Origin of the sequence: Variovorax sp. YR566 (assembly GCF_051992195.1) — a bacterium.
Lineage (GTDB): Bacteria > Pseudomonadota > Gammaproteobacteria > Burkholderiales > Burkholderiaceae_C > Variovorax.
Window position 1 is genome coordinate 5,601,467 of the sequence record NZ_CP197092.1, and the last position, 16,864, is coordinate 5,618,330.

At 64.6% G+C, this 16,864-nt stretch carries 14 protein-coding genes; all 14 read right to left on the reverse strand.

The genetic code is table 11. The features are described from left to right. Positions 1-325: 325 nt before the first annotated feature. Entirely contained in the window at positions 326-958 is a 633-nt protein-coding gene (locus tag ACTG4X_RS26200) for a GTP pyrophosphokinase (RefSeq protein WP_440532292.1), read from the reverse strand. Further along, complete coding sequence (locus ACTG4X_RS26205; protein ID WP_440532293.1) at positions 955-1,560, reverse strand: hypothetical protein; 606 nt, start codon at positions 1,558-1,560, stop codon at positions 955-957. The genes ACTG4X_RS26200 and ACTG4X_RS26205 overlap by 4 nt, the downstream gene beginning before the upstream one ends. Before the next feature lie 624 nt (positions 1,561-2,184). Next, the gene (locus tag ACTG4X_RS26210) at positions 2,185-2,490 is read right to left on the reverse strand and encodes a hypothetical protein (RefSeq protein WP_440532294.1); all 306 of its coding nucleotides are present in this window, start codon (positions 2,488-2,490) and stop codon (positions 2,185-2,187) included. 203 nt (positions 2,491-2,693) lie between these two features. Then, on the reverse strand, positions 2,694-2,942 hold the full coding sequence (locus tag ACTG4X_RS26215; RefSeq protein WP_440532295.1) for a hypothetical protein: 249 nt from the start codon (positions 2,940-2,942) through the stop codon (positions 2,694-2,696). A gap of 342 nt (positions 2,943-3,284) precedes the next feature. Continuing rightward, positions 3,285-3,926 (reverse strand): response regulator transcription factor, encoded by a 642-nt coding sequence (locus ACTG4X_RS26220; RefSeq protein WP_097198409.1) that lies wholly within the window; start codon positions 3,924-3,926, stop codon positions 3,285-3,287. Then, the gene (locus tag ACTG4X_RS26225) at positions 3,923-5,314 is read right to left on the reverse strand and encodes a cache domain-containing protein (protein WP_258353454.1); all 1,392 of its coding nucleotides are present in this window, start codon (positions 5,312-5,314) and stop codon (positions 3,923-3,925) included. The genes ACTG4X_RS26220 and ACTG4X_RS26225 overlap by 4 nt, the downstream gene beginning before the upstream one ends. Positions 5,315-5,373: 59 nt before the next feature. After that, positions 5,374-6,360: a hypothetical protein gene (locus ACTG4X_RS26230; protein WP_440532296.1), complete on the reverse strand. Its 987-nt coding sequence runs from the start codon at positions 6,358-6,360 to the stop codon at positions 5,374-5,376. Between the two features lie 44 nt (positions 6,361-6,404). Then, positions 6,405-7,634 (reverse strand): MFS transporter, encoded by a 1,230-nt coding sequence (locus ACTG4X_RS26235; RefSeq protein ID WP_440532297.1) that lies wholly within the window; start codon positions 7,632-7,634, stop codon positions 6,405-6,407. A 99-nt stretch (positions 7,635-7,733) separates the two neighbouring features. After that, positions 7,734-8,672 (reverse strand): VTT domain-containing protein, encoded by a 939-nt coding sequence (locus ACTG4X_RS26240; protein WP_097198404.1) that lies wholly within the window; start codon positions 8,670-8,672, stop codon positions 7,734-7,736. Between the two features lie 116 nt (positions 8,673-8,788). Further along, the gene (locus ACTG4X_RS26245) at positions 8,789-10,186 is read right to left on the reverse strand and encodes a heavy metal sensor histidine kinase (RefSeq protein ID WP_440532298.1); all 1,398 of its coding nucleotides are present in this window, start codon (positions 10,184-10,186) and stop codon (positions 8,789-8,791) included. Next, positions 10,183-10,905 carry a heavy metal response regulator transcription factor gene (locus ACTG4X_RS26250; RefSeq protein ID WP_093058627.1) on the reverse strand — a complete coding sequence of 241 codons (723 nt, stop codon included), beginning with the start codon at positions 10,903-10,905 and terminating at the stop codon, positions 10,183-10,185. The genes ACTG4X_RS26245 and ACTG4X_RS26250 overlap by 4 nt, the downstream gene beginning before the upstream one ends. 51 nt (positions 10,906-10,956) lie before the next feature. After that, positions 10,957-14,127, reverse strand: a complete 3,171-nt coding sequence (locus tag ACTG4X_RS26255; RefSeq protein ID WP_093058626.1) for an efflux RND transporter permease subunit — start codon at positions 14,125-14,127, stop codon at positions 10,957-10,959. Next, positions 14,124-15,350: an efflux RND transporter periplasmic adaptor subunit gene (locus ACTG4X_RS26260; RefSeq protein ID WP_440532299.1), complete on the reverse strand. Its 1,227-nt coding sequence runs from the start codon at positions 15,348-15,350 to the stop codon at positions 14,124-14,126. Before ACTG4X_RS26260 ends, ACTG4X_RS26255 begins: the two co-directional genes overlap by 4 nt. Before the next feature lie 4 nt (positions 15,351-15,354). Further along, positions 15,355-16,839 carry an efflux transporter outer membrane subunit gene (locus ACTG4X_RS26265; protein WP_440532300.1) on the reverse strand — a complete coding sequence of 495 codons (1,485 nt, stop codon included), beginning with the start codon at positions 16,837-16,839 and terminating at the stop codon, positions 15,355-15,357. Between the last annotated feature and the right edge of the window lie 25 nt (positions 16,840-16,864).

Sequence of the window (16,864 nt, forward strand, 5' to 3'; positions counted from 1 at the left end):
GCCATGATGCTGGGGGAGGAAGGACAGAGGTTGAGCGAGTAGGCATTGGAGCAAACGAATTCAGCCGCAGATCGAGCTATGTACCCGCGACTTTCTCGGATCAGAAGGCGAACCCGAAGGGGATGGTTTAAGTGTCGAATACCGATGCCCACTCTCAGTCTGAAGCGGGCATCCGCGCATGACTGTAATGTACGTTGAGCGATGATCAATTAGCATCTACGTGTGTCTCTAGAGCTTTGGCATTGAATCGCCGCAGAAATAGAACTCACAGGCGCTCGTTCTCCCGTCACTTGACGTTCGCCTTCTCGCCGGCGGCGCTGGTCATTCAGCCAACAGCTGGTGGTGCACCATTCAACTCTGTATGCATCTGCGCAAAGAGCTGATCCGATCCCCAAGCCTGTGCCGCCGTAAGCGCGACTTGGCGCTTTTGCAACTTTGTCAAGGGTACCGCAGGCTTGTACGATAGATCATGCTCAGCCTCACTCCAGGCATGCTGGAACAGCGTCTTTACTTGCAACTCGAAGAACACTGGAGCTCGGCCTCTATCGTCGGCGTCGCCGAAGAGATCTTCTGGAAAAGCGAGCACGAAATGTTTGCCGATGTAGCCAAACTCGCGCTCAGACTCTGGGATTAGTGTGCGAAGTTCGATGGACTTGTAATACCGCTCAATCGTCGCACTCACCACATCGACGTCCTGCTTATAGAAGACGATCACACGCGCGCCAACCAAGTCTTGAATCTGTTCGAAGGGCTGGGCGTATTTGACAGTGCCTTCGTCTTCGGTGCGACTGGCCTTAGTGAGAAATCGATCAGGACTTTTTGCGCGTGCGGTGATGCGATCGACGCGTGGGATCCCCTTTAAATGGTCCTGCAGTTGCATGACAAGCCGCGCGGCAAGTGGCTCCAAGATCTGGGCATAGCGCGCCTTGTATTCCATGAGCATTTCATCGTTCGTCATTTGATTTTCTTTAGCCGCTCATCAACGATAAGACCTGTGGTACTGAAGGTTCGCTCCTCACCACCTCTCCGCCTCGTTTCCTCAAAGACTTCACTGAATTTTTCTGCAGGAGCAGTAAGAACCCCGCCGTTGTCTAGCTCTACCTGCTTGTAGGCGATATGCCGCCCAAATTCGGCCGAGTCGAATTGAAAGCGGTCGTCGACGAGCCGAGCAGGATTAACCTTCCGGAGCACAGCCTCCTTGGTCTCCTGTGAGAAATTGAACCGATCGCAGAAGTCGGAGATTGTCATCATGTGGCGCGGCAGGCCGCTCGCGAGCTGTGCAACAGCCGCGATCTGGGCCTTTACGTTGACCGAAGCTGTAGAAGCGATTGCATCCTTCAGCGCAGTAGCGAGACGCTTAGTACCGGCGGCTGCCGTAGTGGCAAATTCCGAACGCAGAAATTCGATGATCCAGTAGTCTGCGACCGCCTTACTACCTGCGTTGATCTGTCGGTCCACAACATGCCCGGACCACAGTTGATCGGCTCGTCCCGTAGCTACGTATGTCGCGGCTTTGTAGGAATACGCACTCTTTAGGAAAACCTGTTCGACAAATTGCACGGTGAGACGCGTCGGGGCCCGCTCAGCGACAACCCCTTCATCGGCCGGGAAACGAGATAGCACAACCCTCCGGCGCCCTAAGTCGTCGCCTAGGCAAACAAAGAGAAGACCCATACCCGATTGCCCCGAGGTCGACTTCTGAAGCCTAGCAGCTAGAGAAGTCGCCGTACGCAGAGCAGGCCTAGCCACTAACTTCAGGAGTTCCTCGCGAACCGAATTTCGCTGCGCACCGTCCGAAGTGAACATTATTGGGACGACACAATCGCGCCCTGCGTTATCAAAGACTCCTCTCAGCATCCCACTCAGCTTGTCATTTCCGACCGGAATCCGCGCGCCCGGACCAAGTGGCTCATCCGGTCGATTGCGGCGCGGATAGGTCAGAAAACTAAAAATTGATTCAAGTGGCATAAGGTCACCCGAGTGTTGTGACGAAATGACGACGAGCCTCTCGCTTAGTGGTTTTCAGCGCTCAAAGCGCTAGCAGAGAGGACCGTGCAAGCGAGCAGATCTCGTTCCTTTCCAGTCCGGCGCCACGCTTCTTGGCCCCGCTATTCATGCTCTAGGAAACGTCGGCAACTCCTGTAAGACGCTACCGTTGATCGGATCGCAGGAATCTGGTTCGAGTCAGAAACCCAATGCACCGGAGAGCGTATTCGGGTACTTGATCGCCCCCTTGGTAGCTTTTTTCCTCGCACCTACATCAATGACCACCATTACGTCGCTCAGTTCGGAGAACTTTGTCTTCAGATAGAGCTCGTCGCGAATGCTCTCCGCGGTTCCAGCTGCTTTGAAGGCGACGAATGATGTGGTCTCCTCCCAAGAAGAGCCGACGCCACCAGCCAATAGATGAATCTTCTCCATGAATGATTCGTACCGTTCTTGATAGCTGGAATCGTTGCCGATGCGAAAAGTGACGACGAAATGGGCCATGTCGATAAAAACAGTATTGAGAATATGCTTTTATCAACATTCAATTGACCCTCTCTAGGGGTTTTCCTTGCATGGCCGCCAAGGGGCAGTTCGATTGAGCAGGCTCAATCAAACTTAGCGTGATTGCTTTGCCCCTCCGCTCAGCGACGCTAAGCCGTCTGAAACAGCCATAAATGCGACGAAGCATCTAATGCCAAGACTCGTCACCCACCCCCACTCTCCTGAAACAACTCCACCGCCTCCCGCGCCAAATCAGAAGCAATCCAAAGCAGATTCTCCCGATGCGCCTCGCCCGCCTCCTGGAACCATCCATCCCCGGCACCGTAGAAGCACCACAGCAGTGAGTTCAACTGCTCCAGCTTGTTCTCAAGAAGATCGGACGGATCCCGTGTCGTGGTGGTCGCGTCCGCAGATGCCGGCCTTGCGGGCCCGGCCATAATTCGTTCAGCCATTGGTGTGCTCCTTCTAAGGTATTGCACGTCACTTGGTTAGACGGTCAAGGTGTTCGCGCACCTTGACCGTCGCCTTTTGTGCCTCACGTTCGCATCGATGCATGTCGCACCAATGGCCCGCCGTGAAGCGAAGCGGTTCATTCATTCATCCGATTGTTGGTGTTGGTTGTGTATGCCGCCTTCCTCACCCACATAGCGGGTCGTTCAATCACAGGGGCATTCACTGTAGAGAAAACCAGCCCGGCGCAGGAAGAAACTTCTGCCGAGAATTTCTCGAATAGCTCAGGTATTCGCTGGGCGGCAGCGCCAATACACAAAGCTCTGACAGTCAGTCGCTGAAGTTCACGAGCGCTGCCCAAACTCACGCGCATGCTCCACCGCGTACTTGATGAGCTCCGCCTGCCCTTCGATGCCCAGCCGCCGCTTGATGCTCTGCCGGTGCGCCTCCACCGTGCGCACGCTCAGCCCCAGGTCGCGGGCAATCTGCTTGCTCGACTCCCCTCGCCCCAGCGCCGAAAGAATCTCGCTCTCACGCGGCGTTAGCAGCGGCCGCGGCTCCTGCGTGCGAAACAGCTTCTTCGACACGGCCGGGCTCAGAAAGGTGCCGCCGGCCGACACGGCCTCGATGGCCGCGACTATCTCGGCCGCGGGCGCGTCTTTCAGCACATAGCCGCGCGCGCCCACCTGCAGGGCCTTCTGGACGTACTCGGGGTTGTCGTACATGCTGAGCATCACGATGTGCGTTGCGGGTTGGCGTTGCAGCAGCAGGGCCGCAAGCTCGATGCCGTTCATGTCCTTCATGCCGACGTCCATCAGCATGAGGTCGGGCTGCACGCTGTCTACCTGCGCTAGCGCCTCGGCAGCGCTGCCGGCCTCGCCGACGATCTCCAGGTTGGGCATGGAGCCGAGCCGGGCGCGCAGGCCGTCGCGCACCAGCGGATGGTCGTCGACAAGAAAAAGCCTGATGGTCTTGGTCGTCGTCATGTGATGGATGCGGGCGCTTCTTCGGCAGCCCTTGCGCTGCGGGTCGGCACTTCGGCCTCGATGGATGTGCGCCCGGCGTTGCTGCACATGATGAGCCGCCCGCCAATGGCTTCCATGCGCTCGCGCATGTTGCGCAGGCCAATGCCGCGCCGGGGGTCGAGCTGCACGGCCTGTATGTCGAAGCCGGTGCCGTCGTCGCTCACTTCGAGCCGCACGCCTTCTTCTTCGTCGAAGTGCAGCGCAATGTTCACGTGCTGTGCATTCGCGTGCTTGCGCACGTTGGTCAGCGCCTCTTGCGTCAGGCGGAAGAGCGCGGTCTTCACTTCGGGCTGCAGCTCGAATGATTCGCCGCCCATCATCATCGACGCGTCGACGCCTCCCTCTTCCCTGAACTCGTCGACCAGCCGTTCCAGCGCGGCGGGCAGGCCCAGGGTGTCGAGCAAGGCGGGGCGCAGGCGGTGCGATATGCGGCGCACTTCAATCAGCGAATCGTTGAGCCGCTGCAGCGCCTTGGCCAGTGCGGGCGGCGTGGGCTGCCGCTGGCGGTCGAGTGACTCGACTGCCGATTCGATCAGCAGCTTGGCCGACACCAACGTCTGGCTGGTGCCGTCGTGCAGTTCGCGTGCGAGGTGGCCGCGCTCTTCTTCCTGCGACTGCACCACGCGCCGCGCGAGCAGGCGCAGCTTGGCTTCCGCGGTGCGGTGCTCGCTCAGGTTCAGCAGCAGCCCGGCGGCGCTGACCACGCCGAGGCACAGCGCGGCAATGCCGGCAATCCACAACAGCGTGGCGGTAACGTTGGCGTTCATCTGCCGGTCGAGGGTGTCCATGGTCGACTGGATATCGTCGAGGTACAGGCCGGTACCTACCATCCAGTTCCAGCGCGGCATGGCGGTCACGTAGCCGAGCTTGGGCGCCATCTGCGCGCTCGACGGCTTGCGCCATTCGTACTCGACGTAGCCGCCGCCGTTTTCTTTCGCGCCCTTTATCAGCTCCTGGATGGTGTAGCGGCCGCGCGAATCGCGCAGCTCCCACAAATTCTGGCCGACCAGCTCGGGCTGGCGCGAGTGCATGAGGGAGTTGCCCTCCAGGTCGTACACGAAGAAGTAGCCGTCGTCGCCGTAGTTGAGCGAGGCCAGGCGACGCAGGGCCTCGTTGCGGGTGGCTTCGTCGTCCTGGCCTGATTCGTACAGCGGCAGCAGGTTGCTCACGGCCAGTTCGACATAGCTGCGCAGCTCGCTGCGGCGCTGGTCCATGTAGCTGCGCTCGATGAGGGCACGCTCGCGCTGGGCGAGGTCATGCTCCTGGTGGCGCACCGCGAGGGCCACCAGCACCAGTGCGATGAGCAAAGGTGCAACGGCCAGCGCAACGATCTTGGTGCGGAGATTCATCGGGTGGCAAGGCTACCACTGAGCACTTTCGCCCTGGCTCCCCCGTGGGGCCCGGGCGTTCAGCCTTGCGGGTTCATCGCAGGCAGCAAGCCTCGATCGCTCAAGGCGTCCAGCAACGCCTCCTGATCGGCTCCGCCTTCCAGTATCAGATCGAGCCTCTTTCCAGACTCCGGGCGAACGGTCAGGAAAGTGAATTCGTAGCCGATACCGCTGGCACGGCGACGGCTGACGCGAGCTCGCAGCAGGTCGAATTGCCAAGCACCGTCGATGCTGCGCAGCCGCGTGCCGTCGAGTTCGAAGGCTCGCACTCGCGAATGCGAAAAGGTGCTGATCTGCGAGACAGGAATGGCCCAGACCAGCCACGCGATCAGTGGCATGAGCACGCAGAGGCCCACCATGGTTTTCATGAATCCTGCATCTGACACGTTGAGGAGCAACGCGATGCCTGCGGCGCCAGCCAACGCATACCCCGCCCAGATCCAGGCGAGAAAGCATCGCCAGCAAAAAACCATGGCGCGGCTTTGCAGAGTGCCCGTTCGCGTTGCCTTGACGCTGCTTCTCAGCGCGAGATAGTGGTTGATGACCGGCGCCAGTTCATCGACAGGTGCCGTCAGCATCAGCTTCCTGAATGGCCGTGTGTGAACGATCAGATAGTTGTCGCTGTCGGGAATCCCTTCGAGGGTCAGCACGTCGATCCAATCGACGTGGCCAAGCCCTTGCACGGAGAAACCGCCTTCGCCGACGTCGACGTGGGTGCATTCGTTGAACGGCTTTGCCCGGCCTTTGGCCGATTGCAGCCAATGCGTCTCGACCCAGATCCATGCACGCACGACGAACACCAGGCCCACCAGCCACAACGCTATGAACGCAAGCATGATCACCATGCCAAGCGCGATGTACCACCCCTTCGCATCCGGGTCGATAGCCCACGACGCCACGCCGGCGATCAATACGGAGTAAGCCGTGCAAAGCAGCAAGATGGGCCAGATACCGCTCGCGTCGGTTTGGGTTACCTGAATGGACCGCGAAAAAATCGGCGAGCTCATTGAATGCAACGCAAAGCGAACGAGTCTACGGTCGTTTGCGTCTGCTACCTGCCGACGGGCACGGCCGAAGGTTGCTGGCGGAACTCGGTCGCGTAGTAGAGCAGCGCCAGCAGCACATAGCCGCCGCCCAGCAGGCACAAGCCGCTCCATCCGTGGAAGGCATACACGGCAGCTGCAATGCCCGAGGCCACTGCGGCGCAGATGAAGATGAAGGTCATGAACAGCCCATTGAGCCGGCCACGCAGTTCGGGCGCCAGCATGAACAGGCTGCGGAAGTTGAGCACCTGGCACAGCTGCACCGCCCCGTCGAGCAGGATGCCCGCCGCGACCAGCCCGGCCAGCGAGTGGTAGTGCATGGCGATCGCGCCGAGCACGAAGGAAAGCAGCGCGACGACGATGGCGGCTCCTGTGGCAGGCCGCGTCAGCCCCCTGTCGGCCAGCCTACCCGCCAGTGGTGCCATCAGCGCACCGGCAGCACCCGCCAGCGCGAACAGCGCAATGCCGCGCTGCCCCATGCCGAACTCGTGCACCAGCGCCAGCGGCACGGCCGTCCAGAAGGCCTGGAAGCCGGAGAACATCATTCCCTGGTAGAAGCCGCGCCGGCGCAGCAGCGGTGTGTTCCACACGATGCCGGGCAGCGAGGCCATGGTGCGCGCGTAGCCCACCGAGGCATGCGGCTGCCGCTGCGGCAGCACGCGCCACAGCACGACGATGAGGGTGGCCATCAGAACGGCCGACAGCCAGAACACCGCGCGCCAGCCCAGCGCCGAAGCCACCACGCTGGCAAAGGGCCGCGCCAGCATGATCCCGCCCAGCAGCCCGGCCATGATGTTGCCGACCACCTTGCCGCGCGTGGCCTCCGGCGCGAGGTGCGAGGCAAAGGGCAGCAGCACCTGCGCCGCGACCGCGCATGTGCCAACCACGAAGGAGGCAGCCAGGAAGGTAACGGCCGAGTCCGAGAGCGCAATGCCCACCAGCCCGATAACCGCGCCGAACAGCGCACCGACGATGAGCCTGCGGTTCTCGACCACGTCGGCCAGCGGCACCAGCAGCAGCAGGCCGGCGCCGTAGCCGAGCTGGGTAAGCGTCATGATCAGGCCGGCCAGCCCGGCGTGCAGCTGCAGCGTGTCGGAGATGGGGCCGATCAGCGGCTGGGCGTAGTAGATGTTGGCCACGCACAGGCCGCAGGCGATGGCGAAGACCAGCGTGAGCGCGGGCGTGAGGCCTGTTGCGGTCGAAGCGGCCGGAGAGGCTGTGGGAGCGGAAGAGGACACAGAGGAATCCCGGTTGCCGATTGCGGGGTGGAGGGACTTAGGGGTTAACCCGAAGCCCGGGCACCTTAGCACGCAGGGCCGATTTCTGCAGGCGCGAGGTCAGTCCACGCTGGTGGGCCGGCCAGAGGCCACCCACGCGTCGAGCCCACCGGTCAGCGGCAGGGCCCGCCGCGCACCGCGCGCCAGCAGCACGCGTGCAGCCTGCGCGGCCGACACCTCGTTGGGGCAGTTGCAGTACAGCACCACGACGCGCCCGGATGCATGCGAGAGGTCGAGGCTGCGCTGCTGCAGCGCCTTGAGCGTGTACGCCTCTGCACCCGGAATGCGGCGCGGGTCGACCTGCATACCGGCCTGGCCGCGCACGTCGATCACCAGCGGCGGCTCTTCCCCGCTCAGCAGTTCGTGCAACTCTTCCACCGAGATGCGCGGCATGCCCGTGAGCCGCATGAAGGCCCGTCGGCGCCAGTAGCGCACCGCGAGGATCACCAGCAGCAGCACGCCCAGCGCAGCAGTGGCGATGCCGCCTGCCTGCGCCATGACGGCCAGCACTTCCTGGATCTGGTTGCGGAACACCCAGCCCAGCCCGAGGAAGAGGCCCGTCCAGACCAGCGCTGCGCCAATGTCGAAGCCGATGAAGCGCCGCACCGACATGCCCAGCGCCCCCGCCATGGGCGGCGCCACCACCGACACGCCCGGCACGAACTTCGCGGCCACGAGCGACATGCCGCCCCAGTCGGTAATGAGCGATTCGCCGCGCCGCACGCAGGTGTCGGGCGACAGCGAGATGCGGCACAGCAGGCGCATGAAGCGGTAGCCGAAGCGCCGTCCGGCATAGAACCACGCACCGTCGCCCAGCAGGTTGGCGACGACTGCAGCCGCCACCACGCCGGGCACCGAGACATCGCCCGCCGCCAGCAGCGCGCCCGTCACCACCAGCACCGCGGCCGCCGGCACCGGCAGCCCGAGGCGTGCGGCAAAACTGGCAGCAAACACCACCAGGATCGCGTTCTGCACGAGCAGGGACATCAGCTGCGCCATGGCTGCCCTTGTCCGGATGCTGGATGAATTTGCGGTGGTTGCGTGCGGTTCATGCGAACCGCGATTCTCGGGCATGGCCCAAGAACGTACTGGGCACAGGCCATTGGCGGGCGGCTTCAGCCAGCGAGTTTTTCAGGGGGGCGCGCCACGCTGAAACCAAAGGTGTTCAGGCCGCCTTCGCTCGATGCGCTCACCTGGCCCCCGTGCATGCTCGCCACCGCCTTCACGATGGCCAGCCCCAGCCCGTGGCCGTGGTGCTCGCCGCCGTCGTTGCGTGCGGCATCGACACGGTAGAACCGGTCGAACAAGTGCTGCAGATGCTGCTCGTCGATGGGCGCGCCTGGGTTCGACACGGTGATCCACGTCGAGGCAGCCTCCTCGCGCAGCGTCACGGCAATCTGCGCGCCGGGCTTCGAATGCTCGATGGCGTTCTGCAGCAGGTTCGACATGGCGCGGCGGAACAGCGCGCTTTCCAGCCGCGCCTCGGCCAGCACGTCTCCCTCGATGGCGACCTGCGTGCGCGTCTCGTCGAGCACGAACTCGAAGAACTCGATGGTCTTGCGCACTTCCTGCGCCACGGGCGTGAGCACCAGCCCGGTCGCCACTTCGCCGCGGTCGGCGCGCGCGAGGAACAGCATGTCGTTGACGATGGAGCGCACGCGCTCCAGGTCTTCGAGGTTGGCCTGCAGCACCTCCTGGAACTCGCCCGCGCTGCGCTGGCGCGACAGTGCCACCTGCGTGCTGCCGATGAGGTTGGCCAGCGGCGTGCGCAGTTCGTGCGCCACGTCGGCGTTGAACGATTCGAGCTGTCCGTAGGCCTCTTCGAGCCGGTTCAATGCACCGTTGAAGGCCTCGGCCAGCGCCGAGAGTTCGACCGGCAAGGCCCCCGACTGCAGCCGCTGCGACAAGGTCTTCGGCCGCAGCGCCTGCGCCTCGGCCGAAAGCCGCTCCAGCGGCCGCAACCCCACGCGTGCGATCCAGTAGCCGGCAATGGCCACCACCAGCGCCGACCCCAGCCCGAGCGCGGCCAGCGCGGTCAGAAAGGTCTGGCGCGTGCGCGCATAAGGCTCGGTGTTGCGCCCGACGATCAGCCGCACGGCCGGCCGCTGCGCATGGGGCTCGATGTGCACGGACAGCGTGCGAAACGGCCTCTCCTGCCCCGGCAGCACGACGCTGCTGGTGTGGCCGGTGGCCTCGCGCGTGAGGCCGTCGATTTCGGCAAGGCCCTTGCCGTACTGGAAGCGCGGATCGTCGCTGAGCACCCAGAAGCGCACGCTGCCGTCCTCTGGCGTGAGCGCATCCATGCGCGCCTGCACGCGGGTCCAGCGCTCGGGGGTGTCGATGGCCTTGATCCAGAACTGCAGGCTCTTGAGCGTGGTGTCGAGCTCTTCGTACTGGTGCCGGTCCAGCTCGCGAATCAGCACCCTGTGCAGCGCAAAGCCGGTCAGCGCAAAGGTCGCGAGCGCCGCCGCGGCGAACATGATGACCAGCCGCGCGGTGATCGAGCGCTTCACGGTGCGGCGCCCTCCCCCTCGGCGGTGTTGCTGTCGCCGTCGCGCACTTCCATCACATAGCCCATGCCGCGGATGGTGTGCAGCAGCTTCGGGCTGAAGGGCACGTCGATCTTGTCGCGCAGCCGCTTGATGGCCACCTCGACCACGTTGGTGTTGCTGTCGAAATTCATGTCCCATACCAGCTCGGCGATGGCGGTCTTCGACAGGATCTCGCCCTGGCGCCTTGCCAGCACGGCGAGCAGCGCAAACTCCTTGGCCGTGAGGTCGATGCGCGTGTTGCCGCCGCCACTGCCACGAAAAGCCTTGCGCGCCAGCAGGTCGACCTGCAGGTCGGCAATGCGCAGCTGCATCGGCTCCTGCTTGCGGCCGCGCCGGTTCAGCGCCTGCAGCCGCGCCAGCAGCTCGAGAAACGAGAAGGGCTTGACGAGGTAGTCGTCCGCGCCTTCGTGCAGGCCCTTGATGCGGTCTTCCACGCTGTCGCGCGCGGTGAGCATGATGACCGGCGTCTGCTTGACGGCACGCAGCGCGCGCAGCACCGAGAAGCCGTCCTGCCCGGGCAGCATCACGTCGAGCACGATCACGTCGTAGTCGTGCGTGAGCGCCAGGTGCTGGCCGTCGATGCCGTTGTGCGCCATGTCGACGGCGCAGCCCTGCTCGGTCAACCCCTTGGAGAGGTAGTCCGCGGTTCTCAGCTCGTCTTCGACTATCAGGATCTTCATGGCGTTTTTGTCTCTGTCTCCGTCCCTGTCCGTGGTGTCAGCCGGCGCTCATCAGTGCGCCTCGGCCGGCACCGGGGCCTTGCCTTCCTTCGCTGCCTTGCGGGCCTTGCGCGCTTCCTTGCGATTCATGTACCAGTAGTGGGCACGGTCGAGGTAGAGGTAGACCACCGGCGTGGTGAACAGGGTGAGTGCCTGCGAGAGTATCAGCCCGCCGACCATCGCGTATCCCAGCGGCCGGCGCAGCTCGGAGCCCGAACCGTGGCCCAGCATCAGCGGCAGGCCCGAGAGCAGTGCGCACATGGTGGTCATCATGATCGGGCGGAAGCGCAGCAGGCAGGCCTGGTAGATGGCGTCGTGCGGCGACATGCCCTGCTCGCGCTCGGCCTTGAGCGCGAAGTCGATCATCATGATGCCGTTCTTCTTCACGATGCCGATCAGCAGGATGATGCCGATCAGCGCAATCACGCTCAGGTCGTAGCCGCCTGCCATCAATATCAGCAAGGCTCCCACGCCGGCCGAGGGCAGCGTCGACAGAATCGTCAGCGGGTGGATGTAGCTCTCGTACAGCAGGCCCAGCACGATGTACACCGCCACCAGCGCCGCCGCAATCAGGTAGGGCTGCGAGGCCAGCGAATCCTGGAAGGCCTGCGCCGTGCCCTGGAACGAACCGGTGAGCGACTGCGGCAGGCCCATCTCGGCCTGCGCCTTGTTGATGGCGTTCACCGCGTCGCCCAGCGCATGGCCCGGCGCGAGGTTGAACGAGATGGTCACCGCCGGGAACTGGCCCTGGTGGCTGATCGACAGGTAGGCCGTCTTGCTGGTGTCCACCTTCACGAAGGTCGACAGCGGCACCTGCTGTCCGGTGAGCGGCGAGTTGAGGTACAGCTTGCTGAAGAGCGACGGGTCTTGCTGCAGCTCGGGCGTTACCTCCAGCACCACGTGGTAGCTGTTGAGCTGCGTGAAGTACTGCGCCACCTGGCGCTGGCCGATGGCGTCGTACAGCGTGGCGTCGATGGTGGCGGGAGAAATGCCGAAGCTCGACGCGCGGTCGCGGTCGATGGTGAGCACGGCGGACGCCGCGGCGTTCTGCTGGTCGGAGGCCAGGTCGGTAATTTCTGGCAGCTGCTTGAAGCGCGCGAGCAACTGGGGTGCCCAGGTGTTGAGCTCGTCGAGGTTGGCGTCGGTCACCGTGTACTGGTACTGCGTGCGCGAGGCGCGTCCGCCCACGCGAATATCTTGCCCGGCCTGCAGGAACAGGTTCACGCCTTGCACCTTGGCGAGCTGCGGGCGCAGGCGCGTGATGATCTCGTCGGCGGTGGCGGTGCGGCCTTCGTCCTTGGGCTTCAGGCTGATGAAGAAGTTGCCGGTGTTGTAGGTGGACGAGCTGCCGTTCATGCCGAAGCCGGTCACGTCAGGGTCCTTGCGCACCACGTCGGCCAGTTCGAGCATGCGGGCGTTCATCGACGCGAAGGATGCGTCTTGAGCCGACTCGGCAAAGCCCGAGATGAAGCCGGTGTCCTGCTGCGGGAAGAAGCCCTTCGGGATGATCGCGAACAGCACGCCGGTGGCGGCCACCGTGGCAATGAACACCATCAGCGTGATGAACTGGTGGTCGAGCACCACGTGCAGCCCGCGCTTGTAGCCGTTGAGCATGGCGTCGAAGCCGCGCTCGAACAGTTGGTACAGGCGCCCGTGCTTGTTGCCGTGCTCGTTCTTCAGGAAGCGCGAGCACAGCATGGGCGTGAGCGTGAGCGAGATCACCACGCTCACCACGATGGTGAGCGTGACCGTTACCGCAAACTCGCGGAAGAGGCGCCCAACGATGCCGCCCATGAGCAGCAGCGGAATGAACACCGCCACCAGCGACACCGAGATCGAGATGATGGTGAAGCCGATTTCGCTCGCGCCCTTGTAGGCGGCCTCGACGGCCGACATGCCCTCTTCGACGTAGCGGTAGATGTTCTCCAGCATCACGATGGCGTCGTCCACCACGAAGCCGACCGCGATGGTCAGCGCCATGAGTGAGAGGTTGTCGAGGCTGTAGCCCAGCAGGTACATCACCGCCACCGTGCCCAGCAGCGCGAGTGGCACCGTCACGCTGGGAATGAGCGTGGCCGGCACGTTGCGCAGGAACACGAAGATCACGGCCACCACGAGCGCGATGGTCAGCAGCAGCGTGAACTCCACGTCTTTCACCGAGGCGCGAATGGTCTGCGTGCGGTCGATGATGGCGTTGACGTCCACCGTCGGCGGAATCGACGCCTTCAGCCGCGGCAGCGCGGCGTTGATGCGGTCTACCGTTTCGATGACGTTGGCGCCTGGCTGCTTGGTGATAGCGAGCACGATGGAGCGGCCGTTCTGCACGTTGCTGCCTTCGGGCGCGGCGGCGCCTGCGTAGGCCCAGCCGGCGATCTTGGCGTTCTCGGGGCCATCGACCGCCACGCCCAGGTCGCGCACGCGAATGGGCGCGCCGTTGCGGTAGGCCAGCACCACGTCGTTCCACGGTTGGGCCTTCAGCAACTGGTCGTTGGTGTAGACGGTGAAGCTCTGGTTCGGCCCGTCGATGGTGCCCTTGGGCGCATTGACGGTGGCCGAGGCAAGCACGGTGCGCACGTCTTCAAGGCTCAGGCCCAGCGCTGCGAGCTTGGCCGGGTCGACCTGGATGCGCACGGCCGGCTTCTGCACACCGCCGATGTTGACCAGGCCCACGCCGGAGATCTGCGAGATCTGCTGCGCGAGGATGTTGTCGGCGTAGTCGTTCACCTCGGTGAGCGGCAGCGTCTTCGACTGCACCGAAAGAATCAGGATTGGCGCGTCGGCCGGGTTCACCTTGCGAAAGGTGGGCGGGCTCGGCAGGTTGGCGGGCAGCTGGCCGGTGGATGCGTTGATGGCAGCCTGCACGTCGAGGGCGGCGGCGTCGATGCTGCGGTCGAGGTCGAACTGCAGCGTGATCTGCGTGGAGCCCAGGCCGCTGGTGGACGTCATCTGCGACAGCCCCGCGATCAGCGAGAACTGCCGCTCCAGCGGCTGCGCGACGTTGGAGGCCATGGTTTCCGGACTGGCGCCCGGCAAGTTGGCCGAAACCTGGATGGTCGGAAAGTCGACCTGCGGCAGAGGCGCCACCGGCAGCAGCGGAAACACCGCCGCACCGACCAGCAGGATGGCCAGCGCCAGCAGCGTGGTGCCGATGGGGCGCTTGATGAATGCGGCGGAGATGCTCAATTGCTGCTCCCGCTGGCGGCCTTCTTGCCATCTTTGCCATCTGCATTCTTGGCGGCGGGCGGTGGCTCGACGATGGTGGCGCCGGGCTTGAGTTTGTACTGGCCGTCGACCACCACGCGCTGGCCGGCTGTCAGGCCCTTGTCGACAACTGCCGTGCCGTCGGCGATCTGCACCACGTGCACGGGCACGCTCTCGGCCTTGTTCTCGGCATCGACCACCCAGACGTAGGTGTTGTCCTGTCCGCGCTGGATGGCGGCGGCGGGCACGGTGAGCGAATCGGGCCTGCGGTCTAGCTGCAGCCGCACGTTGACGTACTGGCCGGGCCACAGCGTGTGCTGCGGGTTGGCGAAGCTGCCCTTGAGCTGCACGGTGCCGCTGGTGGTGTCGATCTGGTTGTTCAGCAAGATCAGCTTGCCGGTGCCCAGCATCTGCGCGCCGCTGCGGTCAAAGGCCACCACCGAGAGCGGCTGCGCGCTTTGCTGCTGCACGCGGTTGATGTCCTGCACCGCGTCTTCGGGCAGCGTGAACTGCACGGCGATGGGGTCGATCTGGTTGATGACGACGAGGCCGCTGGTGTCGGTCGCGTGAACGATGTTGCCCGGGTCCACCAGCCGCGCGCCTACGCGGCCGTTCATGGGCGAGGAGATGCGCGTGAAGCTCAGTTGCACCTCGGCGAATTGCACCTGCGCGGCGTCGTTCTGCACGGTGGCTTCGAGCTGGTTGACGAGGGCCTTCTGCGTATCGACCTGCTGCTGCGTGGCGGCGTCTTGCGAGAGCAGCGTGGTGTAGCGCTTGAGGTCGGCGCGCGCATTGACGAGCGTGGCCTGGTCCTTCGCCTTGGTGGCCTGCGCCTGCGCGAGCTGGGCTTGCAGCGTGCGCGGGTCGAGCTGCGCGAGCAGCTGGCCGGCCTTCACGTCCTGCCCTTCGACGAAGCCGACCTTGTCGAGCTGGCCATCGATGCGCGCCTTGACGGTAACGGTGGCCATCGAGGCGACGGTGCCGATGCCCGAGCGATAGACCTGCACGGTCTGCGGCGTGACGCGTGCGGTGGTCACCTGCACCGGCGGAGTCTTGGGCGCATCGGGCTTGGCTGCGTTGGCCGCGTGGTGGGTGAGCGCCCAGGCGCCGCCGCCCAGCACGACCACGAGCGTGGCGGCCGCGAGCCAGGTGGAGCGGCGTTGGAACAGGGGGTACGTTGTGGTGGTGTCTGCGGTCGTCGTCATGGCGTCAATTTCCGGAAGTCTTTTGTGCGGCATCGGCGGCGTTCCAGCCGCCGCCCGTGGCCGCGATCAGCGAGACGCTGGCTGCCAGCTGGCGGCCGAGCACCTGCGCGGCCGTGCGCTGGTTGGTGAGCGAGAGCGTCTGCGCCGTCACCACACTGAGGTAGGTGGCGGTGCCGGCGCGGTACTGGCTCAGGGCCAGACGCTCAGCGAGTTGGGCGGCGCGCACGGCATCGGCCTGCAGGGCGGATTCGTTGTCGAGCACGCGCAGGGTGGCGAGGTTGTCTTCCACCTGCTGGAAGCCGCCGAGCACGGTCTGCTTGTATTGCGCGACCGAGGCGTCGTAGGTGGCCACGGCCTGGTCGGTGTGCGCCTTGCGCAAGCCGCCGTCGAACACGGTCTGCGCCAGCGCCGCGCCGAGCGACCACACGCGGCTGGGCGTGTTGAAGAGCGTGGACAGGCTGGCAGCGCTGAAGCCGCCGCTGGCGCTGAGCACGATCTGCGGGAAGTACGCGGCCTTGGCCACGCCGATGTTGGCGTTCGCTGCCTGCACGCGGCGCTCGGCGCCGGCGATGTCGGGTCGGCGTTCGAGCAGCTCCGAAGGCAGGCCCGTTGGCGTGACCGGGAGCTGCACGCGCAGCGCGGCGGCCGAAGAAAGCGTTTCGGCCGTGGGCGGCTGCGACGACGATTCGAGCGGCGGCAGCGAGAACGACGCGGGCGCCTGCCCCGTCAGCACCGCGATGGCGTGTTCGAGCTGGGCGCGCTGGGCGTCGAGATCCACGGCCTGGGCCTGCGCCGTCTTGAGCTGGCTTTCTGCCAGCGCCACGTCGGAGCGCAGCACTGTGCCTGCCGCGTACTGGTGCTGCGTGAGTTCAAGCGCCTTGGCGTAGGCGGTGGTGGTGCTGGCGTACAGGTCGCGTTGCAGGTCGATCACGCGGATCTGCAAATAGTCTTGCGCGAGCGTGGTCTGGATGCTGAGCCGCGCGCCTGCGAGGTCGTCGGCGCTGGCCTGCTCGCTCGCGCTGTCGGCCTCGACCGAGCGGCGCACCGCGCCCCAGATGTCGGGCTCCCAGCTGGCGGCGAGGCCGAGGGTGTCGGTGGTGCCTAGCTTGACGGTGCCGGTGCTGTTGCTTTGTGCACGGGTGGCACCGGCGTTGATGCCGACGGTCGGGAAGAAGTTGGCGCGCGCTGCCGCGGTGATGGCCTGCGCCTCGCGGTACTGCGCCTCGGCGACGCGGATGTTCTGGTTGGCCGCGTTGGCCTGCACGATCAGCGCGCTGAGTGTGCTGTCGCCGTAGGCGTCCCACCAGGGGTGGCTGGCGTCGATGGTCTGCGGGGCAGCGGTTTTCCAGGGGCCGCCGGTTTCCTTGTAGGCGACCGGCACGTCCATCTGCGGGCGGACGTAGTCGGGGCCGACAGCGCAGCCTGCGAGGACCATGACGGCCAGCGCGAGGGCCGCGCGCGAGAGAGGAGGTACGTCGGAAAGAACCATGATGAGGGCACTCTAGGCACCCTCA